Origin of the sequence: Paenibacillus sp. B-A-8 (assembly GCF_048572915.1) — a bacterium.
In the GTDB taxonomy this organism is placed as follows: Bacteria; Bacillota; Bacilli; order Paenibacillales; family Paenibacillaceae; genus Paenibacillus_AQ.
In genome coordinates this window covers 547035-570672 of sequence record NZ_CP183882.1, presented here as the reverse complement: position 1 = coordinate 570672, position 23638 = coordinate 547035, and the positions used below count along the sequence as shown (strand labels likewise).

Sequence of the window (23638 nt, the reverse complement as noted above, 5' to 3'; positions counted from 1 at the left end):
CCAGAGGCTTGGATGAATTCAAGGTATGCGCTGCTTGAGCCAAAGTTCGTACCCCCTTTTTCGAAAGTTCCGCCCGCCTTTAGGCTAAGGCATTAGTCCAGCTTATAGTTGGCCAGATACTCAGCAATGCCGTCAATCTCCGCATCACTTAGGCCTAGATCTTTGGGGTTAGGCATCAGATTGCCCGGTTTTACCGATTGTGGATCATGCAGCCATGTTTTGAGATTTTCCTCAATTGGCGCACCATCTTCCCTCGTATCATCGTTTAGCAGGATCCCTGCTATCGACTCCCGAGAACCAATTCCGGTCAAGTTCGGCGCATTATTAATCCCTTGATCACCTACAGCATGGCAAGTCAGACACGCTGCTTTGAATTTCTCAGCTAAAGCAGGATCCTCCGGCAGCACAGCTACAGGTGCTTTCATGGAATCTATCCACTTCTGAAAATCTTGTTCACTAACCGATTTCACCTTAAATTCCATGAATCCATGAGACGGTCCGCATAGCTCCGCACATTTTCCGCGGTAAACGCCTTCATTAGGTGCACTGAAGCTGAAGCGGTTAATCGTTCCGGCTGGGTTAGTGTCGATTTTACCGGAAAGGGAAGGGACCCAGAAGGAGTGCAGCACGTCTTTAGTTTCCAGTTCAAAAGCAATGTCCTTGCCTACTGGAATAATTAGATCCTGCGCTGTAGTCACCTTGTAATCGGTATACTCAAACTCCCACCAATATTGGTGGCCGGTTACTTTAACCTTAATCGCATCCTTGTCATTGGCATGATCATCTCCTGCGGCAAATACTGCCTTCACCGTTGGAACTGCCAGTACCACTACGAGGATAAGCGGAATGACCGTCCAGAGAATCTCAAGCTTGATGCTACCCTCAACCTGCTCAGGGATTTCATTCTGACCCGGCTTTCGACGGAAACGGATCAGTACATAAGCTGCAATCGTAAAGACAATCAGCAACACGACGATCATAATACTGATCGACAGCTCCATTAATCCATAAGACATTTCCGCCTGAGGCCCCTGTGGTCTGAGCACTGACAAGTCCTCACGGCCGCACCCGGCAAGAAAGAGACCAAACATAGCGGTCATGGGAAGGAGTCGCTTTACAGCCTGCCACGTTTTCATCATTGATCTACCCCGCTTTTCCCGATTTCGTAGGTTCCTGTTTTTTTCTGTCAATTATAACAATCACTATTAATATAAGTTTAAGGGAAAGTTTTGTCAATCGTTCACAACTAGTTCACATTGTAATTTTCGACATAATAATCCCTTGTCCCGCCTGCATTTATGCGTTTTTTTTGAAAACGCAATCAAATAAAAAATGATCGTTAAAGCGCATTCATTGTGAAATGTGTCTATTAATTCATTTGACTATTTTATGAGAGACAATATTTCTTATTCATAAATGTACATACAAAAAAAACCGATTCCTGCAACAAACGTTGCTCGGGCACGGTTTATAAGAATCCTCGTGGATGTTATTACTCAAAATGATGTCAAAAGTAAGTAAGTGACACTCGTATCTGTTAGCTAGGAGACGGATGAATTCATCTTTACCAGCTCATGCTCCACGACCATGGTCAGTTCTTCTTCATAGCCTCCGGTAATCCGATATTTTCGGACGTACTCCTTTACGAATTTCTTGGGATCTTTGGGCCGGAAAATGCGTGTCATTTCCCGTAAACTTTCCTTGACTTCGTTATGACCTTTACTTGCCATGATCAGTTCCCTCCCAAAACATTGAAAATGAATGCTCCGTTGTAGAGAATGCATGATGAAAAGTACGCCGTAACCTCGAATGCAAGTGAAGTAACCATTACACATACGTGGCTTGCATTATCCGCCAAAACGTAAAATTCAAAGCTTCAAAGCCTTGAGATACTGGTTCGCCGGTGAAGCAGGTTCGTCGTGATTTGGGCTGAGAGTAAGGACGCCTGATGAACGATAGCTCCTTGACACTTTTATTACCCGAAGAGCCACTTACTGAATCACCCCTTTCGGGCCTTATCGTTATATTGTATCATATTCCGGTCCAACTTCCACCTTTCCTTGTAAAATGTGCTAATTGGAAAATTTTTATTTTTTATAATGATCATCGTAAGTCATATTCGTCGTGTCGGGTTAAAATACAATATGCTCTATAGCTGGCCACACCTATTACTTACCACAGCAAGAAAAGGAGAACTCTATGGGCCAAACTACACCATTGCTGACTTCAGCTTATAACATAGTTCCCGCGATGACCATCGCGCTACCAGAGGAAACTGCAACGCGTCGGGAAGGTCTTGAACAGGCTCATTGTGTAATTCAAAAGGAATATCCAAAGATGCATAGTATGCTTATTGCCCGCCACGGTAAGCTAATCTTCGAACGATACTACGGCAACCATCATGCCGGGACATTAAATGATCTTAGATCTGCTACCAAAAGCTTTATCAGCGCAATTACCGGAATTGCTATCGATCGGGGAGATATCCCCGATATCGATATTTCGGTTTCCAAGGTACTACGTAAACATGTTCCATACCTTCACTCCCCTCATTTATCCAAAATCACTCTCCGTCATCTGCTCACCATGACTTCCGGATTTAGCTGGATCACGGGCAAAAAGCTAGGAGAGCCTTTCGTCCGGAATCTCCATCGTAGTCGACGCTGGGGTTCCTTTGCCCTTAGTATGAACATAATTCCGGAACATATCGGTCAATTTCAATACCGTAGTATTGACTCCCATCTGATTTCGATGATTCTTAGTGAAAGTACAGGTCTCGATGCGTTCACCTATGCAGCTGAGCATTTATTTAGCCCTCTCCGAATGACTCACACCGCTTGGTTACCAAGTCCTGAGGGACACAGTATGGGACATATTGGTCTATACTTGAACTCAAGAGATATGACTAAATTCGGAATTTGTTTACTTAATGACGGTGTATATGCAGAGCAGCAGATCATTCCAAATCATTGGTTGCAAGAAGCGTTAACCGCACAGACTACGGGATATCCGGCTTTTGGAGATTATGGATATCAGTTCTGGATGGGTACAATGAGCGGTCAACCCTACAAGCTTGCGCATGGGCATGGCGGACAGCAAATCCTTCTCCTGCCAAAGTTAGATGCGGTTGTGGTCTTTACAGCAGAGAGCAAGACAAACAATTGGAAGAGCCCTCGTAAACTGTTGGAAAAATATATTATACCCTCAATGAGCTAAACATACTTTTTCCTGACAAGTCATAGGCTTTAAGGAAGAAGGGTTGGCTAACCAACCCCATCCCTTCTTGTCCAAGTAGAAGGAGAGTGAACCCTTTGTCCCCTTTCAAATCATCCACCGGACTGCCTGATAATATTGCAGGCGCGCTGTGCTATTTTTTTCCTTTTATTGGCGGTGTGGTCTTTCTCGCTCTGGAGAAACGCAACCGCTTCGTGCTGTTCCACGCTTTGCAATCCCTGCTTACGTTCGGCGTGCTGATGATCCTCCATGTTCTAACCGGATTTATTCCTTTCCTCGGCTCCCTGATGAGTGCAATCCTTTCTCTTTGCAGCTTTGCTATATGGCTACTTATGATCTATCAGGCTTTGAGCAGCAGATGGTATAAGCTTCCTTGGGTGGGGGATATCGCGGAAAGTCAGATTCGACATCTATAAGTACCACTGAACTAACACCTCTTATCGCTGAAAAGTATTCCCTTTTGCCCATCCACTCCTTACAATGGAAAGACGGGCATCAACGGAATTCTACAGGCTGGAGGAATTTAAATGTATCTATTCATCATAAACCCACGTTCCGGCGGGGGCGCAGGCGGGCGGACCTGGCATACTGTAGAGGCGCTCATGAAAGAGCGGATGCTGCCATATATGACCTTGTTTACGCATAGCGCAGAGGGTGCAGAAGCTCTCGTTCTAAATACACTTAAACACCGTGAGGACTGGAAAGCCGCGATTATAATCGGCGGCGATGGCACGTTGCACAGCATTTTGGGTGCCCTTCGCGGCAAAGATATTCCCATGGCGATCATTCCAGCCGGCTCCGGCAACGACTCCGCACGCGGCTTCGGCATTCCGCTTTCGACTGAAGCTGCACTGGAAGCCGCACTTAGCGAGCGATATATCGAAGCTGATCTGATCTCAGGTGCAAATGGACTGACTTTAACAGCCGTTGCCAACGGCTTTGATGCACAGGTGGCCGAGAATGTGAATGCCAGCCGTTACAAACGGCTGTGCAACGCCATTGGCGCAGGCCAACTGGCTTATATCATCGGCATATTACATACGCTGATGACGTTTAAGCCATGCCGGGTGAGTGTTGCGTGCGACGGGACGGAGCACGTCTTTGAGAAGGCATGGCTGGTCTCGGTCTGCAACCTGCCCAGCTACGGCGGCGGGCTCTTGATCTGCCCGCAGGCGAAGGCCGATGACGGCCAGCTCGACGTCTGCGTCGTACATGGGTGCAGCCGCGGGCAACTGCTGCGGCTGTTCCCAACGGTACTGAAGGGCAAGCATATAGCGCTGCCCTTCGTGTCGATGCTGCGTGGACGTAGCGTAGCCGTCAACTTCGCAGAGGCCCGGCCGGCGATCGGCGATGGCGAGAGCTTCGGCAACGGGCCGCTTGCCGCACGCTGCGAGCCAGGGGCGCTGCGGGTGCTCTCGCCGCTGGCGGCGGTTAGCGTGCAGCGCCACGCCGATCCTGCAGCGGCATGCGGTGGCAACGGGTAAACCATACCCGTTGCATAACACAAAAAAAACAGCAAGAGACAGGCTTATAAACCTGTCTCTTGCTGTTTTAATGTTAACTTCCTTCGAATTTACACTAAAGAGTCTCAGCTAAGCAGCCCTTCCTCTTCTTCCACGAAAGAAATTCTTCCATCCTCCAGCGAAGCGATTCGCACGAGCGATTCTACCCGGTAGCCAGCTTCCTGCAGAAGCCGATTCCCCGGCTGGAATGCTTTTTCGATCACAATACCAATCCCAACCACGCTTCCCCCTGCCTGCTCAACAATACGAGCAAGCCCGAAGGCGGCTTCGCCATTCGCCAAGAAATCATCGACAATCAGAACCCGCTCACCCGGAGCAATGAACTTCTTGGAAACGGTAATTTCATTCGTTTCTTTCTTCGTGAAGGAGTAAACCTTTTCTACATAAATGTCCTCTGTCAGTGTCAACGATTTCTGCTTACGGGCAAAAATCAGCGGAACCTCCAGCTCTAATGCCGTCATAATCCCCGGAGCAATCCCCGAAGATTCAATTGTCAGTACCTTCGTAATCTCTTCGCCGGAAAAACGGCGGGTAAACTCACGGCCAACCTCACGCATTAGAAAGGGGTCCATCTGATGATTCAGAAAAGAATCTACCTTGAGCACGCCTTGCCCGAGTACAATACCTTCTTTCAACACCTTTTGTCTCAACAGCTCCATAGTGCTCCTCCTCTCCCATCAATGAATCCTTTCTCCCCACTTTAAAGACCTGTCGGTTTTTGTGGCAATAAATTTCCAACGATAGATTTTAAATTATGATCATCTTTGCTCTTTTCTTGCCCGTTATCATAACCCGTAATTCGAATCTCCACGAAATCGCCCGGATTTACCGGCTTAAAGATCAATTTCTCGCGGTCTTCCAGTCTCACGTTAAATTTCATGTCCTTGAACATTTCAACTAGCTCTGCTTCTCCGGGACTTGCTCCTTTATCCAGAAACAGCAGTCCGCGCAATTTTTTAGGACCATCCTCATGCACCACTTCAAAATGTACGATACATTCCATGCTTTTCACCTCCCTGTAATAGCTACTGCGCCTGTTCTTCCCCATCATCGCCTGGATCATACATCACATATTTGCTGTGAATTTTGCTGTAACGTTCACCATAACGTTCTTCTAATTCGGCGCCCATATCCTGCTCCAGCTCGAACAATACCATTTCCTGTGAAAAATGATTCAATAGCAGATCCACTAACACCGGGTGCTCGGTTACAACCGCTTGCGCTGATCCATCTTCATAGCGCATCCCGAGCATACACCAGCTCCGATCGATCACGAATGAGAACTTCCGTCCATCCTGTCGCTGCGAATCTCTTCCGAGAGGCGGCCATACCGGATAAGAGGCCGGAGCAGCATTGCCTCCGTCAAACGCCCATAAGAGTCTAACGCCACGCAACTCCGCCTGTTCAAGTTCACTCCGCAGAAGTGACGCTTCCTCACGCCACATATCCACTACGATCTCTTGCTCAGCCATATTAAGTTGGCGAATAAGAGCGCCCAATACATTGCGGTCACCTTCCACATTATAAAACGAAGGGCTAACAGGTCCACCGCGAGGCATCTCACTTTCCATATATGCCAGTGAAGCTTGCACCCGTCCCGAGATCATGGTCGCGAGCTCCTCTGGATTGAGAACACTGTACCGCGCAGGTTCTCCTTCGCCACATCGTACATATCCCTGCTGCGTAAGGCGTTGTAGCGCCGCGTACACATTCGATCTTGAAACTCCGAGCTGTTTGGCAACCTCATAGCCAGAAGCCTGGCCTTTTGTCGCAAGCTCTACCATAATTTTGGACTCCATCTCCGTGAAGCCCAGATTGCGCAGATGCAGCAGCAGCTGTTCCATCTTGTTGTCCCCCTAAGCTGACTGAAATCCGTACTATATTTGCTCTGATCCACATCTCGGACACCATAAGGAGCCCTTAGGTAATTCATTTCGACAAATTTGGCACTGGATCATATCTCGCACACCGTTATCTTCAGTGACTGCAGATTCCTCCTGATGCTCATTCTTGTGCCATTCCCCAAAGCGGCGATCCAGCTCAAGTTGTCTTTTTCTTTCACGTTCCAGCTGCTCAGCTTGTTTACGTTCCCGCTCAATATCTTGTTCACTCGCCTTATATTCTTCGAGTGGCAGCTCATCATCCGGGTGCTGAACTTCAGCATACACCACACTCTGCGGGTGCAGCTTCATCGCAATCTCCTTCTCTTCATCCGTAAGCTCATCCGCACCATAATATTGATCTTCATCATCTTCATTCACAGATTGAACAAATACCGGTGTAGAAGGCACCCTTCTTGAAGCGGACAACGGCTCCAGCTTACTTCCGCATTTCGGACAAAAGTTAGCATCAAGCGCCACAATATGACCACATGAACATAGCCGCTCATTTTTCAGCTCAGCAATTCTCGTCCGCAGAACTTCAATTTTTTCCTGAAGCTTGGAACAGTTACGGGATAGCTCCACCATTTTACCTTCAGCTACCGACATATCCTTTGAACGATATCCTTCGTAAAAAAGCTTGCCCATTTTCGTAAATTCAACTTCCATCTCTTGTTCAACATCGGAAATAAGTCCGTTCATCTTGCCGATCTCTACTGAGTTTTGGGCTTTTTCGGTAACCCGGCTCGCGCTATCTTTAATTTTTTTGATAAAACTCATTACAGTTCCTCCCTCTCCAGCGATACGTGTTTCTATCATACCAAATGTATCGAGTAGATTCATTAATGTGCTTTAATACGCGATTTAGAGGAGAATGTTCCTATAAAATCCAGACTAATTGATTTAAGCCACTTCCCCCTTACACTTATGGGTTATATTTCCTGATTTTGAATGTAATTTTGCGTCAGAGGTTCTACATCGGTTAAAATAGAATTATCACAAATAACGAAATCGGGAGAGTTTCAGTGGAAGAACATGAGAGCACACAGCTTACGCTTAGTCAGCTACAAGTACACGTTAAGGATCTGCAACAGTGGCAAGGTAACAGCAACGAGGATTTCGCCAAACTGATAAACGAGTTCGAAGCTTTGCCGGCCCTTTATCGTCACGCGTTAAATGATCTTCAGAATAAAATCGATGTAATTAAGACGGAATGGCAATCCCGCGACGGCTTCAGTCCCATCGAACATGTCAAATGCCGAATCAAAGAACCCAAGAGTATTCTTCAAAAGATGGAGCGCAAAGGCTACGGTTTCAGCTTGGAAAATATGGAGCAATATATTCACGATATTGCCGGAATGCGGATTGTATGTGCCTTTGTTAAAGATATATACCGTTTAGTAGACCATCTTAGTACACGCGAAGACATCCGCGTGCTTGAGATTAAAGATTATATAGCTCATCCTAAACCAAACGGATATCAAAGCCTTCATCTTATAGTGGGAATCCCGCTCGTCCTGCTGGAAGGAACACGCTGGGTCAAGGCTGAGATACAGCTGCGCACCCTGGCTATGGACTTCTGGGCAAGCATGGAGCATATTTTGTATTATAAATTCGATAAACAGCTTCCTTCCCATGTTGCCGAGGAACTAAAAGAAGCCGCGCGCGCCGCTGATGAACTAGATCAGAAAATGCTGCGTCTTCGCCGTGAGATTCTAGAACTTTCCGAGGGTGATTCTCCCTCCAGTGAACAGCATTAGAATAATTAAAAGCCGCATTCTCATCAGAGATGCGGCTTTCGTATGTCCAGCTACTTCTTAATCAGACCCTTATTGGCCCGTCGTGCAGACGCTTCTGCAACCCGCTGCATAATCAAAGTTAATCCCTCAATGGCTTTAGGTGTCTGCGGTAGCAACGTTCCCCAGTCTTCTGTAACTTCAGCTACAACTACCGGCGAAGGAAACGGTCTAGCTGCAATCTCATGGAACTGTGGCCCAGGCTGATGTAGCGAACCTTCAGCAGCCGCTTCTGCCAGCCATTCTCCAGAGGAAATAGCCGGCCCCTTACGTTCAAGCCGAGCCAATTCCGTAGAAAGATCACTAACCGAGACTTCTTCTTCCTCTGTTTCAGCTTCGTCGCTGGAAATACCCCCTTCAGCCCAAAGGGCAAAAATCCCGTCCAAGAGCTCTCCTTTAGTAAACCCTCTCAGCGAAAGCGCCAGTAACGGCTCTTCAGCAAGACGTTCTTTAATAAGCCTCAGCGTCTCCGCCTTATACTCCACTTCCTCACCCTCAAAAAGGGCTTGCTCCAGCTCTCTATCTGTAGGCAAAAGCTCAAGTTCAGCCAGCTCACCCGTCAAACGCCCTTGCAGCAAGGCAAATACTTCTCCTGGACTTAGCGCCAGACTTCGCAATATTTCTTTTCTTCGGGAAGCATGCCATACCGGAACCTTCAGAGAGAGAGGTTGATTTGCTTGTTGTTCCTGAGCAGGAGCGCCGGTATTCGATTCACCTTTTGACCGTGAGCCTCCCGTCACTTTCCCAGGTAGCACCGCCCATGCTGCTTTTACTAATCCAGGCACAACTTCCAGCCGCATCTCTAAACGTTCACTCATTGTTTGATCCCTCCGTAAAACTCATATCTGTCTTACATCCAGTCCTGATCCTGCAGTTCAATAAGCTCCTTCAGTTCATGATTAGACATCTCAGTCAACCATGTTTCGCCAGAGCCAACAACTTGCTCGGAAAGATTTTTCTTACGCTCAATCAATTCATCAATGCGTTCTTCCAACGTACCTTGGCAAATCAGCTTATGCACTTGAACATTTTTATCCTGACCAATCCGGAACGCCCGGTCTGTCGCCTGATTCTCAACTGCCGGATTCCACCAACGGTCGTAATGGATAACATGGTTAGCCCTTGTAAGGTTCAGCCCTACCCCACCCGCTTTAAGCGAAAGTACGAAGAAGGATGGACCTTTCCCCTCTTGAAAATCATGGACCATCTCGTCGCGCTCTCGTTTTGGAATTCCGCCGTGCAAGAACAATGGTGCCGTTCCATAACGTTTAGTCAGCTTGCTAACCAAGAGCTCACCCATTGCTACATATTGAGTAAAAATCAACGCAGATTCTCCGACCTCCGCAATGCTGTCCAGAATCTCGAACATGACTTCCATTTTACCGGAATGTTCATTTCGCGGACCCCGCCCTTCTTCTTTGCGGAAGAGCTGTGGATGATTGCAAATCTGCTTCAACTTCGTCAGAGAAGACAATACGAGTCCTCTACGAGCCATCCCACTGCTCTCTCCGATCACGCCAAGCATTTCATCCACAACACCCTGATACAGGGCTGCCTGTGTCTCCGTCAGCGGACAATAAGACTTCAGCTCCAGCTTCTCCGGTAAATCTTTAGAGATATCCGGATCACTCTTCAAGCGCCGTAACAAGAATGGGGACACCAAGCGATGCAATTCCCGCAGTCGTTCTCCCCCCTCACCAGACACATAACGCTGCCGGAAGGAATGGTAGGTCCCTAAATAGCCCGGATTTAAAAAGTGAAAAATAGACCATAATTCCCCTAGTCTGTTCTCTACCGGAGTCCCTGTCATAGCTATGCGATGCGGCGCTGATAGCTTCATCACACTTTGTGCCTGTTTCGTCCGATGATTCTTAATATACTGAGCTTCATCCAGCACCACAGTGGACCAGTGAACATTCGCTAAATCCTCACTATCACGACCCGCCAAGTGATAGGTCGTCAATACGATATCATGACTGGCAGCCAGTTCTAAAAAGCTGCCCCCCCGCACACGGCGTCCACCATGATGAATGTGAACCTTGAGCGAAGGTGCAAAGCGCTGTAATTCCCGTTGCCAGTTCCCCAGAAGTGATGTTGGACATAGAATCAGCACAGGCTCCTGCTTCTCTTCAGGTGGAGCACTTAATGCCCGATCCAGCAGGCAGGTGATGACCTGCACCGTCTTCCCGAGACCCATGTCATCAGCCAGACACACTCCAAAGCCCAGACCACTAAGTACTGAAAGCCACTGATAACCGCGCTCCTGATAAGGTCTTAAAGTTCCATGCAGACCTTCAGGCACCGGGCGGACCGGAAGATTACGCAAAATGTCTCCCCGCATCAGCGATGACAATAGCCCGGATGTTTCCATCCCCGTGACCGACATCCCTTTCCAGAGTCGCTCATCGCCATCCTCAGCCTCTAGCCGCATCCAATCGGCTGCGGTCATTTCCCCATTTTCGTGGCGTTTCATATATCTAAGAACCTGGCGAATTTCTTTAGGGTCTACTTCAATCCATTCCCCGCGGAAACGTACAAAAGGTACGCCAGCTTCCACTAATGCGTTCAATTCTTCTTCGCTGATTGTACTCTCCCCAAGCGAAGCTTCAATGCGGAATGAAATCAGCTCTTCCATCCCAAGAGCCACAGGTGCAGGACTATCAATTCCACTAACATTCGGCTGCATTTTCATCTTCATGCCAATCCGGCGGCGTCCCTCACGGCTCCAGCGCGATGGCATCTGCACGGTTATTCCCCGCTCACGCAACTGCTGCACCGTCTCCTTCAAAAAGAAATAAAGACGCTCTGGTTCCAAATCCGCTCCCGTAGGTGCAGGCTTATCAAGAGCGCGCTGAATATCAGGAGAGATTCTTGCTGCTCGCCCCAGCGCTATAAGAAGCTGCTGCTGTATATTGCGATAGCGTTTGCCCCATAACGTAAACTCTCGCTCCTTACTGCTCCAGATGGATTTCGCCGGAATCCAGAATTCGCCCTCTTCCTTGTTCTCTGCCCAGAAGGTTAACCGCCAGATTTCGTCATTCTCTCCAGGTGGCTCGAGACGTAGCCCAAGACCCAGCTGTCCGCTCCGCGCTTCTTCAGGTTCAGATTGCGGCACATCGCTTCCAGCGGTCTCATTCACGGTAGCCAGAAGATCTGTCACCTCTGCTTGAGTTCCCTGAACAGGTATATCCCGGCTTCCTGTAAGAAGGCTATTCCACCATAACTCCGTTAAAGGGGAATAACCGCGGCGATAGTTGGCTTTGTAAGGTGTAAGTTCACTTTCAATGCCCGCAATCACTTTCTTTATCTCTGCAGTCATTACTGCCTGCATAAAGGAGTACAACACATAGGCGCCAGCCTCTTCCCGCGAGGATAAATCCCCCGCCTCAGCGATATGCGTCCCTAGAGCCAACACCGGCATGGATGCTGCCAGCTGCAGAAAGATCTCCTTATCCTCCTGCTTTCGAAAAGCCGGAGACCAGCAGACTGTTGCTGCCTGTTCACCACCACGTCGACGCGAACCTACCGGACGCGGTGGCAAGGCTCCTGGCGTAACTCCCCCAGTACCCATCAGCTCCAGCGCAAAGCGGGCTGCCGCTGCCCAATAGCGCAATTCGCCGCCAGGCTCCACTCCCTGATTTCGGCACAACGTCTCATCCCATGCCAGAAGCAGTTCAAATGCATCGCTAGGGACTAAGGCAAGCCCTTCGAATGTCCGTCCGGGCAATCCACGTCGTGCTGGCTTTCCCTCTACAGGAGGAGCCGGATATTTCACTTCTGCCAACCGCAGAGCAGCACTCGCAAAGGGGCGCACTCCTCCCTGCAGCTCCAGCCGCTTCACCACTCGGGTCCAAGCGTCAACCTTAGGCTCCGAAGTTTCGCCAGAGAAGCAAAATAACACATCCCCCAACCATATTGCATAAAGGTGCTTAGTCATCGGTGATCTCCTGTCTTTTAAGCAAGCAAAAAAAGAACCAGTCGCCACCATTTGGTGGTAACTGCAACCTTTTCCGCGAGAAATAAATTTTGAAGCTATACAAGTAGAAGTAGTTTCTCCATCCTTTTAGAGATGAGATACGCTCCTGTAAGAAATATAAGGATAAAGAACTAGGATAAAACTAATCTGCTCTTGAATCTTCATCTCTTCATCTTATACGAAAAAGCGCTGATTTAAAAACGTTTCTGCATTTTTTCTGCAGATTTTTATGCAAATAAAGTTGAAGTACATAGAAACACCCATAAATTTGATTCAATTCAGCATATTTTCAATCAATGTTCTAGTCACTATCGTAAAATACCCTGCACCACTACCATGCTATCCATGAATATTGTGACTCACAAGTCATTTATTTTCTATTTATAGTCTTAATTGTGCTGAAAGCGGGTATATTTTAAGTAGGTATTACCCTATTAAAAAAAAGCTAGGGAGTGAATTCTTTGAGACGTTATAATCCTTATAAATGGTGGAATCTTCTGTTCTTCCTAGGTGTGATCATTGTCAATGTACTCTCAGTGACCTTGCCATTAGGCGGAAACAGCACCGGTGAAATTTCCGACAAATATCATACCTACTTGACCCCTGCTGGTTACGCTTTCTCCATCTGGTCACTAATTTATCTACTCTTAGCCGGCTTCGTCATTTATCAATTCCGACCAAATACAAGCACTCGGGATTCTATACAAGCCATTGGTATATGGTTTGTTCTGAGCTGTATTTTTAATATGAGCTGGCTCTTCCTCTGGCAATATTTATACATTGAGCTCTCTCTGGTCGCTATGGTGCTCATGTTAATCACACTGATTGTCATTTATCGAAAAACACGCCTGATCGCAAATCCTACTTCAGGCGAGAATTGGCTGGTGAAGTTACCCTTCAGTATATACCTTGGCTGGATCTCTGTGGCCACTATCGTGAACGTCAGCGTTGTTCTGGAGAAGAATCATTGGGAAGGTTGGGGCCTTAGCGGTAGCACTTGGGCCGTTATCATGCTCTGCGTGGGGACTCTGCTTGCGGTTGTGGTCAGCTATCCTTACCGAGATAGCATCTATCCACTCGTATTCGTATGGGCTTTCATCGCGATTGCCTTGGAACAAAAAGAGGCCAGCAATGTCTATATCACTGGCCTGATTACAGCAGGGCTCCTGCTGCTTTACAGCATCTGGCTACTGCTTACACCGCGTCGTAATAGGTATAACAGATACAGAAGTTACTGATCCTAATATAACAATGGCAGACTAGGGTTATCCACCTTAGCCTGCCATTTTGTAAAATAATAAAAGTGCAAAAAGATAACGTCTTATTTCTTCCGAGCTACCGCTTCAATCTCAACAAGTCCGTCTTTAGGCAGACGCGCAACTTCAATGGCACTGCGGGCAGGATAAGGTTCTTTAAAGAAGGTGCTATACACCTCATTAACAGCCGCGAAATCATTCATATCCTTTAAGAAAACAGTTGTCTTTACTACATGGTCCAGCGTTGCACCAGCTTCTTCAAGAATGGCTTGTACATTGCTAAGCGCTTGACGCGCTTGTTCTTGTACGCCCTCCGCCAAATTTCCCGTTTCCGGATTCAGACCAAGTTGTCCAGAAGTGTATACCCAGCTACCCGTGGTGATGGCCTGACTATAAGGACCAATTGCTCCGGGTGCTTTTGTTGTAGCTACTTGTTTTTTGCTCATTTTACTACCCCTTTCCATTATGCGCTGATCATTTATTGTTCATTGTAAGTCCTGTTCTCATCTTAATGCAAATTTATTAGAGCCCCTGAGAGCTTAGCGTTTCCCAATCACATGAATTACTTCATTCATATAAATATGTAATCCATGGGTATCTGCAGACGCAATGTTCACCATAGCTCTTGCTACTGTAGTGCCAGGTATGGCACGATATTGAGCTGCTTTGCCCACCATTACGGGATCCAGCACTTTCATCAATCCAGCTCCGACTCTTTCTCCTAATCTGAATTCTTCACGTTGGCCCAATAACAAGGAAGGACGAAATATATGCAAGCCTTGAAATCCAATAGCGGTTAACCCTTCTTCCGCCCTTCCCTTAGTCCGACTGTAGAAATTACGCGATTTCGCATTTGCTCCTATCGAAGAGACGACCAAAAATTGTTTAACACCCTGTTCTCTCGCTATGGCTGCAGCATCAAGCGGATAATGTAGATCGACTCGTTCAAATTTTTCTTGTGAACCCGCCTTCTTTATCGTGGTCCCCAAACAACAGAAGATGGAATGTACCCCGTCGAACGATTCTGTATAGTTCCTTAGGTTTTCCCAATCTACAACGATTTGCTTAAGCTTGGGATGTTCTATGGCCAACGGTGTCCGTACAAGCACCCTCACTTCTTCCCAACCATCGCGATTTAACAATTCCTCCGTAACCGCTTTGCCTACCAATCCGGTGGCGCCTAATACCATCGCTATCCTTGACAAGGAATAACCCCCTTTACTTCTATTCAGTCCTTTAGAATACGACGACCTAGCAGAAACGCAAGAGCAATCATCAGCGTCCCTACCACCAGCTGCATACCGTATACTTGAGTCCATTGCGGCCAGTGCGCAATTCTTTCATATAGTTGCCCCCCAATAAGCGGACCAAAAAAGGATGATAAACCCGTAAGCGCCGCATATGTAGCCATATACATCGGACGCTCTTTTTTCGGCGTGTCTCCAATAATAAAATTAAAGGCCAGCTGGTTGAAACCACCTACACCAACACCAAAAACAATATGAGCCGCAAATAACACCGGCAGCATCGGCATCACCGATAAGAGTCCCCACATCAATGAAGACAACGCAATAATAGGCAAAGTAAAAAACAGCAGTCGCTTATTGCTGTATTTCGCATTTAGATTACCCCAAACGTAGAAGCTAGCCATCATAAACACAGTCTGGGACACATTAAGCAATGACAACGTTTCATAATTAATATGAAGCAACTGCAACATGACATAAGAGTATAGCGGAACCGTTAGGTTCTGCAACAACAGCCAGGCAGCCAGAAACAAGGTTGATTTCATAAATAATGTATCTTTAAGCGGTTTCTTAAACATAGGCAAAAACTTATGCTCTTCCGATTTCTCGAAAGGCACATCCGGATAAAAAAAGAACACTACGACATTAGATAACGAGAAGATCCAGACAACAATATATAGAATCAGAAAACCATGACCACCGGGATAACGATCCAGAATAATACCGCCGCCATACATAACCAAACTTCCAAGTGCATTCAGGACCGTGTTGCGAATTCCAAAATAACGTCCACGTACACGCGCTGGAACCAGATCGCTAATCACTGAGCTCCACAGCACACCACCAGCGGTATTGGCAATAAAAGCAGTCGTGTATAAAGCAATAAATGCGATAACCCAATATTCTTTAGGAAAAATAAACGGGATCAGTCCCGTAGAACCCCAAAGTATCCTATGCAGACCGATAAAAGTAACCATGGCCCATTTGCGACTTGGCAACTTCTGAATTAAAAAAGCTACACCGATCTGCGCCACGTTAACTAATGTAGTAAGCGCTAGCACAAATCCAATCTGACTAGAGGAGGCTCCTAAATATAGAAGGAATCCTGTTAGAAACTGCCCTTGCAGCAGTACCTGAAAGATAGTTGAAGGCACACCTTCCAATGTTGCTATACGCAGATTTCTGCGATGTACTGAGGGTTTACGAGTACGTTTTGAAACCGTAACCTGATGTTTATTTTCCATGTTGTCCATAGAGGCGGTAACACTCCTTTGATGCGGCATTGGCTTCATTCTACTCCGCATCAATCTACTGTCAATACGCCAAATCACCAAATAATATTGGAGCTTTACTCACTATCCGTTTCAAGGGGCAAATAAAGTGAAAATGTACTTCCCTTCTCTTCCTCACTCTCCATAGAAATGAACCCGCCGAGCAATCTGGCCAAATCATTACTAATAGAAAGTCCTAGTCCTGTTCCACCATATTTCCGGTTAGTAGTTCTGTCTGCCTGTTGAAAGGCTTCAAAGATCATGTCATGCTTCTCCGGCGGGATTCCTATACCACTATCCTCCACATCAAATACAAGCCAACGCTGAAGGGTATCCCCTTCCCCACCTTCCTGCTTGTGGATTTGCAGCGATACGTAACCTATCTTTGTAAATTTAATAGCATTAGAGAGCAAGTTACGCAGAATCTGCTGCACTCGATGTGGATCGGAATGAATCATTGTAGGGACATTCTCATCCATAGAGATATGAAATTCCAGTCCTTTTTGCTTGGCCGTCACAGCGAACTGCATAGCCAGCAACTCTGGAATCTCGCTAACATTTAATTCTTCATTTATAATATCCAGTCGTCCCGCCTCCACCTTGGACAGATCCAGAATATCGCTGATGATCATCAACAATTCATCCCCCGAACGATGGATAATGGCCGCATACTCCTTTATTTCTTCTTCAGTAAGTGAATCATCATTTTCTTCAATTAATTGCGATAAATTTATGATGCTATTCAGTGGAGTTCTAAGCTCATGCGACATGTTTGCGAGAAATTCCGATTTGAATTGAGACGCCATCATTAACTGATTAGCACGTTCTTCAAGTACAAGCTTATTCTTATGCAATTCTTCAGTCTGAGCAGACAGCTGTTCGTTAGCACGCTGGATCTGCTCATTCCTTAGGAGACCAAGTTGAAAATCACGGATAATTAATGAAAATAAAATGCTTAGAATTAACCCCGCAGGGAACGTAATTGGCATAATCTCTTTTATGTACTCTTCCACTGGGATAACGCCTAATATCATAATGTTTATTGCATTCATTAGATTTATGATCAGAATAACGATCAAACCCTGATTCACTATACTGAGGGTTGAACGTCTAACCCAGTAACTAAGTGCGGCGCAAATAAATCCCAAAATAAACAAATTAATCATCCCTGCCACCGCTGCCTCGTTCACCCCAAAGGTTAACCTTGTAAGTCCCGTTCCTATACCAATCAACACAAGAGTAATAGGCCTAGGATACGCCAGCGTCGAGATAATTAGAGGTACAAAGCGCAAATCAAAGATCACATGGTCGTCCAGATTATAACCAAAAAGAGTACTGACCCAACCGGCAAAAATCGCCAGGATCACCCAGCTTACCTTCTTTATTCCTACCGTTGCATTTGAAATTGTATGTTTATATATCAGATTAGCCAAATAGGCCACGGCTATAAGAATTGCGGTATTCCCGAAAAATATTTTAAGATACCCCATAGATTCGCTCCCGGTAGCACAAGATAAATTACAGATTTCATCTCATAATAATACCATAGCTTAACCTCCGTTCGTCTAAATGTTGCATAGGAAGAGCGCAAATCGTATACGATTTGCGCTCTTCCTATAACATTATATATTTAGGTATTTATAGCATTAGCTAATTTACTTAATCACGATAGGAACGTCCCCAGCTTTGATACTCTTTTTCCGCTTCATCTTTCGAATGACCATAACGTTCTTGCAGTTTCCCTACCAATTTATCCTTCTCACCATCAATCACATCAAGATCGTCATCAGTAAGCTTGCCCCATTGCTTCTTGGCCTCGCCTTTGAGCTGGTTCCATTTTCCTTTAAACACGTTGTTATCCATTATATGCTCATCTCCTTAGCTGAATTAATTAGGGTACTGTGTTATCGTTACATTACCCTGTCCTATTCCCCCTGAATCTGACCCGTTCTAAAATAAGTCACATCCTGTCAAATAATAGTTTAAAAAAAGGTATTCAAATCCTTTAAAATTTGATATAATCCAGATATAAATTAAACATTTAATTTTTTAAGTGATTTTTTTCACATGAGTTATCTGCTCTATGTGCTAGAATGCCCTCGGAGCTGAAACAACATCGTTAAATTTTTTTCTATTGTATGCCGATATATGTCATGACACTGTTAGAGTTTGGCACTTCACCCCATGATTAAAGTGACAAATATCATTTATAAAGTGATTTTTATCACTTCGCATTACTATTAAAATGTTTTACATTTTAATATATATATTTTAAACTATATTTTTGGAGGTCATAACAAATGAAAAAAACATCAGTAATCTTGTCGACTGCCCTTATCCTAGGTAGTTTGCTCGCAGGTTGTGGAAACAACACAGACAACACCCCGGCAGCTACTAATGCTCCAACAGAAAACAGTACAGCTACTAATTCCACTAACACAGGAACTGAAGCAGCTAAGTACAAAGACGGAACTTACTATGCTACTGCCGATGTTGATGCTAAAACTGGCTGGCAATATTTCGCACTCTTAACTGTAGAAGGTGGAAAGATCACTAAAGCTGATTGGGATGCATTTAACGTAAACACTGCTGGCGACATGAAGAAAAAACTTTCCGAAGATGGTAAATATGGCATGAAAGCTGGTGGTGCTTCTTCTGAATGGCACGAGCAAGCAGCAAAAGCTGAAGCTTTCCTGATTGAAAAACAAGATCCAGCAGCTATAACTTTTGACGCTGAGGGGAAAACTGATGCTATCTCCGGCGTATCTGTACACGTATCTGACTTTGTGAAGGCTGCTCAAGCTGCTTTGGCTGCTGGACCTGTTGAACCTGGTCAATACAAAGACGGAGGCTACCATGCTGAAGGCGAAATGGATAAAGACTCTGGTTGGAAATCCACTGTTGACTTGACTGTTGCTAACGGTAACGTTGTTGCTGTTAAATTCAGTGGTGTAAATGCTGCTGGCGACGACAAGAAACAATTCTCCGTCGATGGTAAATACGGTATGAAAGCTGGCGGTGCTTCCGCTGAATGGCATGAAGAGATCGCTAAAGTTGAGCAATACTTCCTTGAAAAAGGCGCTGCTCCAGAACTTACAGCTGAAGGTAAAACTGATGCAATTTCCGGCGTGAGTATTCATGTTGGTGAATATTTTACACTTGCTGAAAAAGCACTCGAAGGCGCGAAATAATTTCGCATAACCTTCTGCAGTTAATCAGACGAATGAGGTGAATTTCTTTTGAAAAAAATAGTCATTTTGGGCGGCGGCTACGGCGGCGTACTCACGGCTAAGAAACTGGCAAAGAAATTTAAGAAAAACAAAGATGTTGAAATTACTCTGATCGACCGGAATCCATATCACACTCTATTGACTGAGCTGCATGAGGTTGCCGCGAACCGTGCTCCAGAGGATTCAATCAAGATCGATCTTAAGAAAATCTTTGCTGGTCTTAAAGTGAATGTTGTTCTTGACGAAATCAGCAATATTGATTTCAAGGGTAAGAAACTCAAATCTAACAAAACTACCTATGCGTACGATTACCTTGTAATCGGTACAGGTAGCAAACCAACTTTCTTCGGTATTCCAGGTGCAGAAGAGAATACCTTCTCCTTCTGGTCTTACGATGATGCGGTAGCATTGAAGCGTCAAATCCGCGACATGTATACCAAAGCAGCTATGGAGAAAAATCCAGAAGTACGCCGTGCAATGCTAACTTTTGTTATCATTGGTGCCGGCTTCACTGGTGTCGAGCTAGTTGGGGAAATGGCTGAACAACGCGAGGAACTATGCAAGGAGTTCTATATCGACCCATCCGAAGTAAGATTGATTGTGGCTGATATGGCTCCGAAGATTCTGCCTATCCTTCCAGATAAGCTGATTCAAAAAGCCGAAGCTCACCTACGCAAGCTGAACGTGGAAATTGTTACAGGCGCTAAGATCACTGAAGTAGGCGAAGGTAGTGTTGCCCTTGGTGAGAAAAACGTCGTTGCTTCACAAACTATTGTTTGGACTGCAGGTGTTGAAGGTTCCGAAATCGTAGGTGGACTTGAAGTACAACAACAAGGCCGCAAACGTATTGTTACGAATGAGAACCTTGAAAGTGTAGATCATAAGAACGTATATGTAGTAGGGGACAACATTTTCTTCATTCCTGAAGGTGAAACTCGTCCTGTACCACAAATGGTTGAGAATGCTGAACAAGCAGCTCCGATCGTTGCTGGTAACATTGCAGCTGACATTCAGAACACTGCTAAAAAAGCATACAAACCAGGTTTCCACGGTACCATGGTATCCATCGGTAGCCGCTACGGTGTAGCAAACGTTGGTTTGCCAGGCAAGTTCTTTATGCTTACTGGATTTATGGCAATGCTATCCAAACACTTTATCAATATGTTCTACCTGTCTCAGGTTGTAGGCTTCAATAAAGTTTGGACTTACATGATGCATGAGTTCTTCCATGTTGAGAACCGTAAGAGCTTCTTGGGCGGACACTTCTCCAAGCGTTCACCTAACTTCTGGCTCGTTCCGCTTCGCATGCTGCTTGGTGGAATGTGGTTATATGAAGGTATAGATAAGCTACGGAAAATTTGGGTAGATCCGAACAAGATATTCCTGATTCCAGCCGCTCCTTTTGCAACGGATGCTTCATCAGCAGCCAGCGTAGCGGTGGATGCAGTTAAAACAACAGTAGACGCACAATCTGCAGCTTCAGCAGTATCCACTGCAAAAGAAGCGGTTGAAGCATTACCAGTTCCTGGATTCGTATATAATATTACGAACTGGTTCATGGACTTGATGTTCTACAACAACGACGGAAGTTATACTTTCCTCGCGAAATGGTTCCAAATCGGTATGGTATGTGCAGAAATCGTGTTCGGTATTATGCTCATCGTGGGTCTGTTCACAGCTATTGCTTCTATAGCGACGATAGCCATGTCCGTCATGATCTGGTCGACCAAAATGGCTTCTACAGAAATGTTATGGTATGTTGGTGCGGGTATCGCCTGCATCGGCGGATCGGGCAGCACATTTGGCCTAGATTACTATGTACTTCCTTGGCTTAAGAAACATTGGAAGAGAGTTCCGCTCGTCAGACGATGGTATCTATACACCGACTGATTATAATGCCCTGAATTCGTGTAATTTATTTTAAAACAAATATGTAGATTACATGTCAGTATAGTTAAATATGGATGTACTTCAGAGTAATGTGTCCCTAGGACACATTACTCTCCTTATTTACAAGAAGGAAATAATCCTCCTAATATCAGGAAATGGTTTATTTCTTTTTTAATGAATGGTTTTGTAGGGATGATCAGGGGTATGGTTTCTTCCGGCAAAACCGACAAGAAGGAGAGAATCTTGTGAACAAACAACTCATAGAAGATACCCTCCGGTTGTTGCATACTGAAATGTCACCTATTGCCGGAATCCAGCTTCAGCCCTCTCCGGCGGCATGTGAACAGCTACTCTCGGTACTGGAACGCCATGATCTGGAATACAACCGCAAAGTCAATTTGCTGGGTATTTACACTATTCTCACTTTGGCAGCAGAGCGCCATATGGAATGTATCCCACATCATCCCGACCTTACCCGCAACATTTTGGATGGAGATTATTTGTATAGCTTTTATCTGCAGTTTGCGGTGAAATGCCGTGAGCTCGACCTAGTTGCTTACCTGGCTCCTTCGATCAAAAAAATGCAGATTAGACGGTCAAATGGAGACTTCGCGGAACAAGATCCGGCGGCTGGAATCGAACAGTTCTTGATTCAAGAGTGCAGACAGCGCAGTCGCACTAGTAAAGCCATTTGACAGGTGGGATTTCATAAAATGAAGCTTCATGAAGCCTTAAATATAGACATAAATGAAATCAATCGCGAAATCGTAAACCTTGTAGCACGTGATAAAGATGTTCCTAAGAAATCTCAGCTCGCGCAGAGTGTTCTTGAACTTATAAATTCAGGTGGTAAACGCCTCCGCCCTCTTATGGTCATTGTTGGCAGCCGATTCGGCCTAAAGGATACAGGTCGTAGAGCGCTTCAATTAGCTGCTGCCGCTGAATTTATTCATGTTGCCTCATTAATTCATGATGATATCATTGACGGTTCTGAGTTACGGCGGGGCGGTCCCGCCTTACATATGAAGACGGGGACATTGCCAGCTGTTCATATCGGCAATTATATGTCTGCACGAGTCATTGAACTTCTAAGTAAATATACCGGTGACAAAAATAAGTACGTCCATGACTTATCCTCGGTAGCTACCGCACAGCTATGTCTGGGTGAATATCAGCAGATGGAACATGCTTTTGATTATGACATTACCATGGAGCAGTACTTGGAGAAATCCTTAAACAAAACTGCCCTACTTATGGCTACCTGCTTACGTGTTGGTGCGTTATCTACTGAAAGCACCGAGGAAGTTGCCAACCTCCTTTATACCTTCGGAGAAGCCTTAGGGATGTCTTTTCAAATCCAAGATGACTTGCTCGATTTCACACAGTCTGAGGCTGTACTCGGTAAGCCAGCCGGTAGCGACCTTCGCCATGGTCAGGTAACCTTACCTGTACTCTTCGCATTGCGGGACCCGGAGCTATCACCTGTGATCCGTGCAATCGGCCCTGACTCTTCAGACGCAGAGGTAGCTCATGTGCTCGCCCTTATTAACAGTAGCGATGCCCTATCACGCTCTGAAAAGGTCAGCCAGAGCTATCTGGATCAAGCCGCAGCTATTGTTCAGCAGCTCTCCTCCTATCCGGCGCATGCCGATCTGGATACGCTGCTGCAATATTTTGCTGGGCGCGATCGCTAAGCAGATGCTCTTAAAGCAATCGAAAATGGATACCAAAACGGATATCTCCCTTTCACTTGGGCAGGTATCCGTTTTTTTCGATTAAATAAGCGTTTCTTGTAATAATATTTACTTCAGACTATTATTTCTTTGCTTAAGAAGCATTACTGAAGAAAATACTGCAGCATACCCCGGAACAAGCTCTATTAGCTTAGCTCCTGAAATCAAACTCGTACCTAAACCAACCACACACAGTCCTACGGCAATTGAGAAAGTAATCTTATTATTCAGTCAGATCCCTCCATTCCCTAACTATCTTTATCATTTCACATTAACCCATTTTTATCCATATAAGATTGTACCTTTTTTCACTACTAATATTCCCACTACGTTGTATCACTAAACAAGCCCGAACGGAGCATAGCTAAACGTGAGTGTGCTTTACCTCTGGATGGTCGCTCTGATATTAACAAAACAAGCCCGAACGCAGCGCATCGGGACATGAGCGTGTTTAGCAGTTCTTGGAGATTAGTCTCTCAGGGACTAATTAGGGAAAACCTCCCTATAATTAGATAATAATCGCTTGAAATGCTCGTTATTAGGGAATTACTCCCTAATAAACTTAATTTAGCATGGTTTATGGACTAATCAGCTAAATTTTA

22 protein-coding genes are annotated in these 23638 nt (G+C 45.6%); 9 read left to right on the top strand and 13 right to left on the bottom strand.

What is annotated here, in order from left to right; genetic code table 11:
* Positions 1-92: 92 nt before the first annotated feature.
* Positions 93-1139, bottom strand: a complete 1047-nt coding sequence (gene coxB / locus ACN6MV_RS02575) for a cytochrome c oxidase subunit II (RefSeq protein WP_042123804.1) — start codon at positions 1137-1139, stop codon at positions 93-95.
* A gap of 402 nt (positions 1140-1541) precedes the next feature.
* Positions 1542-1730 (bottom strand): hypothetical protein, encoded by a 189-nt coding sequence (locus ACN6MV_RS02570; RefSeq protein ID WP_042123803.1) that lies wholly within the window; start codon positions 1728-1730, stop codon positions 1542-1544.
* 469 nt (positions 1731-2199) lie between these two features.
* Here ACN6MV_RS02570 and ACN6MV_RS02565 point away from each other — a divergent pair, with 469 nt between their 5' ends.
* From ACN6MV_RS02565 to ACN6MV_RS02555, 3 genes are all read left to right on the top strand, one after another.
* Positions 2200-3216, top strand: a complete 1017-nt coding sequence (locus ACN6MV_RS02565; protein WP_042123801.1) for a serine hydrolase domain-containing protein — start codon at positions 2200-2202, stop codon at positions 3214-3216.
* A gap of 95 nt (positions 3217-3311) precedes the next feature.
* A complete protein-coding gene (locus ACN6MV_RS02560) occupies positions 3312-3650 on the top strand; it encodes a DUF4870 domain-containing protein (protein ID WP_076116693.1) in 339 nt (112 codons plus the stop codon).
* Between the two features lie 111 nt (positions 3651-3761).
* Complete coding sequence (locus ACN6MV_RS02555) at positions 3762-4718, top strand: diacylglycerol/lipid kinase family protein (RefSeq protein ID WP_042123796.1); 957 nt, start codon at positions 3762-3764, stop codon at positions 4716-4718.
* Positions 4719-4822: 104 nt separating this feature from the next.
* On the opposite strand, the gene ACN6MV_RS02550 is transcribed toward ACN6MV_RS02555, so the two are convergent.
* Genes ACN6MV_RS02550 through ACN6MV_RS02535 form a run of 4 tightly spaced genes read right to left on the bottom strand, consistent with a single transcriptional unit; the run spans position 4823 to position 7417 of the window.
* On the bottom strand, positions 4823-5416 hold the full coding sequence (locus tag ACN6MV_RS02550; RefSeq protein WP_042123794.1) for a xanthine phosphoribosyltransferase: 594 nt from the start codon (positions 5414-5416) through the stop codon (positions 4823-4825).
* Positions 5417-5457: 41 nt separating this feature from the next.
* Entirely contained in the window at positions 5458-5760 is a 303-nt protein-coding gene (locus ACN6MV_RS02545; RefSeq protein WP_042184527.1) for a hypothetical protein, read from the bottom strand.
* A gap of 22 nt (positions 5761-5782) precedes the next feature.
* A complete protein-coding gene (locus tag ACN6MV_RS02540; protein ID WP_042123790.1) occupies positions 5783-6601 on the bottom strand; it encodes a TrmB family transcriptional regulator in 819 nt (272 codons plus the stop codon).
* 33 nt (positions 6602-6634) lie between these two features.
* Positions 6635-7417, bottom strand: coding sequence for a zinc ribbon domain-containing protein (locus ACN6MV_RS02535; protein WP_042123788.1), 783 nt, complete (start codon positions 7415-7417; stop codon positions 6635-6637).
* Between the two features lie 305 nt (positions 7418-7722).
* Between ACN6MV_RS02535 and ACN6MV_RS02530 the strand changes: the two genes are divergently transcribed.
* Positions 7723-8397: a GTP pyrophosphokinase gene (locus ACN6MV_RS02530; protein ID WP_042131811.1), complete on the top strand. Its 675-nt coding sequence runs from the start codon at positions 7723-7725 to the stop codon at positions 8395-8397.
* A gap of 50 nt (positions 8398-8447) precedes the next feature.
* Here ACN6MV_RS02530 and ACN6MV_RS02525 read toward each other — a convergent pair whose 3' ends face one another.
* Positions 8448-9251: a hypothetical protein gene (locus ACN6MV_RS02525; RefSeq protein ID WP_419885625.1), complete on the bottom strand. Its 804-nt coding sequence runs from the start codon at positions 9249-9251 to the stop codon at positions 8448-8450.
* Between the two features lie 32 nt (positions 9252-9283).
* On the bottom strand, positions 9284-12370 hold the full coding sequence (locus ACN6MV_RS02520; RefSeq protein ID WP_419885624.1) for a DEAD/DEAH box helicase: 3087 nt from the start codon (positions 12368-12370) through the stop codon (positions 9284-9286).
* A 500-nt stretch (positions 12371-12870) separates the two neighbouring features.
* Here ACN6MV_RS02520 and ACN6MV_RS02515 point away from each other — a divergent pair, with 500 nt between their 5' ends.
* Positions 12871-13647 carry a TspO/MBR family protein gene (locus tag ACN6MV_RS02515; RefSeq protein ID WP_042123784.1) on the top strand — a complete coding sequence of 259 codons (777 nt, stop codon included), beginning with the start codon at positions 12871-12873 and terminating at the stop codon, positions 13645-13647.
* A gap of 83 nt (positions 13648-13730) precedes the next feature.
* Here ACN6MV_RS02515 and ACN6MV_RS02510 read toward each other — a convergent pair whose 3' ends face one another.
* The 5 genes from ACN6MV_RS02510 to ACN6MV_RS02490 all read right to left on the bottom strand — a co-directional run bounded on the left by ACN6MV_RS02510 (position 13731) and on the right by ACN6MV_RS02490 (position 18046).
* Positions 13731-14111, bottom strand: coding sequence for a RidA family protein (locus ACN6MV_RS02510; protein WP_042123782.1), 381 nt, complete (start codon positions 14109-14111; stop codon positions 13731-13733).
* Between the two features lie 93 nt (positions 14112-14204).
* Positions 14205-14870 carry an oxidoreductase gene (locus tag ACN6MV_RS02505; RefSeq protein ID WP_419885623.1) on the bottom strand — a complete coding sequence of 222 codons (666 nt, stop codon included), beginning with the start codon at positions 14868-14870 and terminating at the stop codon, positions 14205-14207.
* 23 nt (positions 14871-14893) lie between these two features.
* Positions 14894-16165 (bottom strand): MFS transporter, encoded by a 1272-nt coding sequence (locus tag ACN6MV_RS02500; protein WP_042123781.1) that lies wholly within the window; start codon positions 16163-16165, stop codon positions 14894-14896.
* A gap of 95 nt (positions 16166-16260) precedes the next feature.
* The gene (locus tag ACN6MV_RS02495) at positions 16261-17673 is read right to left on the bottom strand and encodes an ATP-binding protein (RefSeq protein ID WP_419885622.1); all 1413 of its coding nucleotides are present in this window, start codon (positions 17671-17673) and stop codon (positions 16261-16263) included.
* A gap of 169 nt (positions 17674-17842) precedes the next feature.
* Positions 17843-18046, bottom strand: a complete 204-nt coding sequence (locus ACN6MV_RS02490; protein WP_419885621.1) for a CsbD family protein — start codon at positions 18044-18046, stop codon at positions 17843-17845.
* A gap of 437 nt (positions 18047-18483) precedes the next feature.
* Here ACN6MV_RS02490 and ACN6MV_RS02485 point away from each other — a divergent pair, with 437 nt between their 5' ends.
* The 4 genes from ACN6MV_RS02485 (at position 18484) to ACN6MV_RS02470 (ending at position 22997) form a co-directional block, all read left to right on the top strand.
* On the top strand, positions 18484-19374 hold the full coding sequence (locus ACN6MV_RS02485) for a hypothetical protein (RefSeq protein WP_042123775.1): 891 nt from the start codon (positions 18484-18486) through the stop codon (positions 19372-19374).
* A 48-nt stretch (positions 19375-19422) separates the two neighbouring features.
* A complete protein-coding gene (locus tag ACN6MV_RS02480) occupies positions 19423-21303 on the top strand; it encodes an FAD-dependent oxidoreductase (RefSeq protein ID WP_042123773.1) in 1881 nt (626 codons plus the stop codon).
* A 245-nt stretch (positions 21304-21548) separates the two neighbouring features.
* Positions 21549-21998, top strand: coding sequence for a hypothetical protein (locus ACN6MV_RS02475; RefSeq protein WP_042123771.1), 450 nt, complete (start codon positions 21549-21551; stop codon positions 21996-21998).
* An 18-nt stretch (positions 21999-22016) separates the two neighbouring features.
* Positions 22017-22997, top strand: a complete 981-nt coding sequence (locus ACN6MV_RS02470) for a polyprenyl synthetase family protein (RefSeq protein ID WP_042123769.1) — start codon at positions 22017-22019, stop codon at positions 22995-22997.
* Positions 22998-23638: the final 641 nt, after the last annotated feature.

What these genes read in the sequence shown, in the direction of transcription:
- coxB (WP_042123804.1), bottom strand. Translation starts at nt 1,139, where the DNA reads ATGATGAAAACGTGGCAGGCTGTAAAGCGACTCCTTCCCATGACCGCT.
- ACN6MV_RS02570 (WP_042123803.1), bottom strand. Translation starts at nt 1,730, where the DNA reads ATGGCAAGTAAAGGTCATAACGAAGTCAAGGAAAGTTTACGGGAAATG.
- ACN6MV_RS02565 (WP_042123801.1), top strand. Translation starts at nt 2,200, where the DNA reads ATGGGCCAAACTACACCATTGCTGACTTCAGCTTATAACATAGTTCCC.
- ACN6MV_RS02555 (WP_042123796.1), top strand. Translation starts at nt 3,762, where the DNA reads ATGTATCTATTCATCATAAACCCACGTTCCGGCGGGGGCGCAGGCGGG.
- ACN6MV_RS02550 (WP_042123794.1), bottom strand. Translation starts at nt 5,416, where the DNA reads ATGGAGCTGTTGAGACAAAAGGTGTTGAAAGAAGGTATTGTACTCGGG.
- ACN6MV_RS02545 (WP_042184527.1), bottom strand. Translation starts at nt 5,760, where the DNA reads ATGGAATGTATCGTACATTTTGAAGTGGTGCATGAGGATGGTCCTAAA.
- ACN6MV_RS02540 (WP_042123790.1), bottom strand. Translation starts at nt 6,601, where the DNA reads ATGGAACAGCTGCTGCTGCATCTGCGCAATCTGGGCTTCACGGAGATG.
- ACN6MV_RS02535 (WP_042123788.1), bottom strand. Translation starts at nt 7,417, where the DNA reads ATGAGTTTTATCAAAAAAATTAAAGATAGCGCGAGCCGGGTTACCGAA.
- ACN6MV_RS02525 (WP_419885625.1), bottom strand. Translation starts at nt 9,251, where the DNA reads ATGAGTGAACGTTTAGAGATGCGGCTGGAAGTTGTGCCTGGATTAGTA.
- ACN6MV_RS02520 (WP_419885624.1), bottom strand. Translation starts at nt 12,370, where the DNA reads ATGACTAAGCACCTTTATGCAATATGGTTGGGGGATGTGTTATTTTGC.
- ACN6MV_RS02510 (WP_042123782.1), bottom strand. Translation starts at nt 14,111, where the DNA reads ATGAGCAAAAAACAAGTAGCTACAACAAAAGCACCCGGAGCAATTGGT.
- ACN6MV_RS02500 (WP_042123781.1), bottom strand. Translation starts at nt 16,165, where the DNA reads ATGGACAACATGGAAAATAAACATCAGGTTACGGTTTCAAAACGTACT.
- ACN6MV_RS02495 (WP_419885622.1), bottom strand. Translation starts at nt 17,673, where the DNA reads ATGGGGTATCTTAAAATATTTTTCGGGAATACCGCAATTCTTATAGCC.
- ACN6MV_RS02490 (WP_419885621.1), bottom strand. Translation starts at nt 18,046, where the DNA reads ATGGATAACAACGTGTTTAAAGGAAAATGGAACCAGCTCAAAGGCGAG.
- ACN6MV_RS02485 (WP_042123775.1), top strand. Translation starts at nt 18,484, where the DNA reads ATGAAAAAAACATCAGTAATCTTGTCGACTGCCCTTATCCTAGGTAGT.
- ACN6MV_RS02470 (WP_042123769.1), top strand. Translation starts at nt 22,017, where the DNA reads ATGAAGCTTCATGAAGCCTTAAATATAGACATAAATGAAATCAATCGC.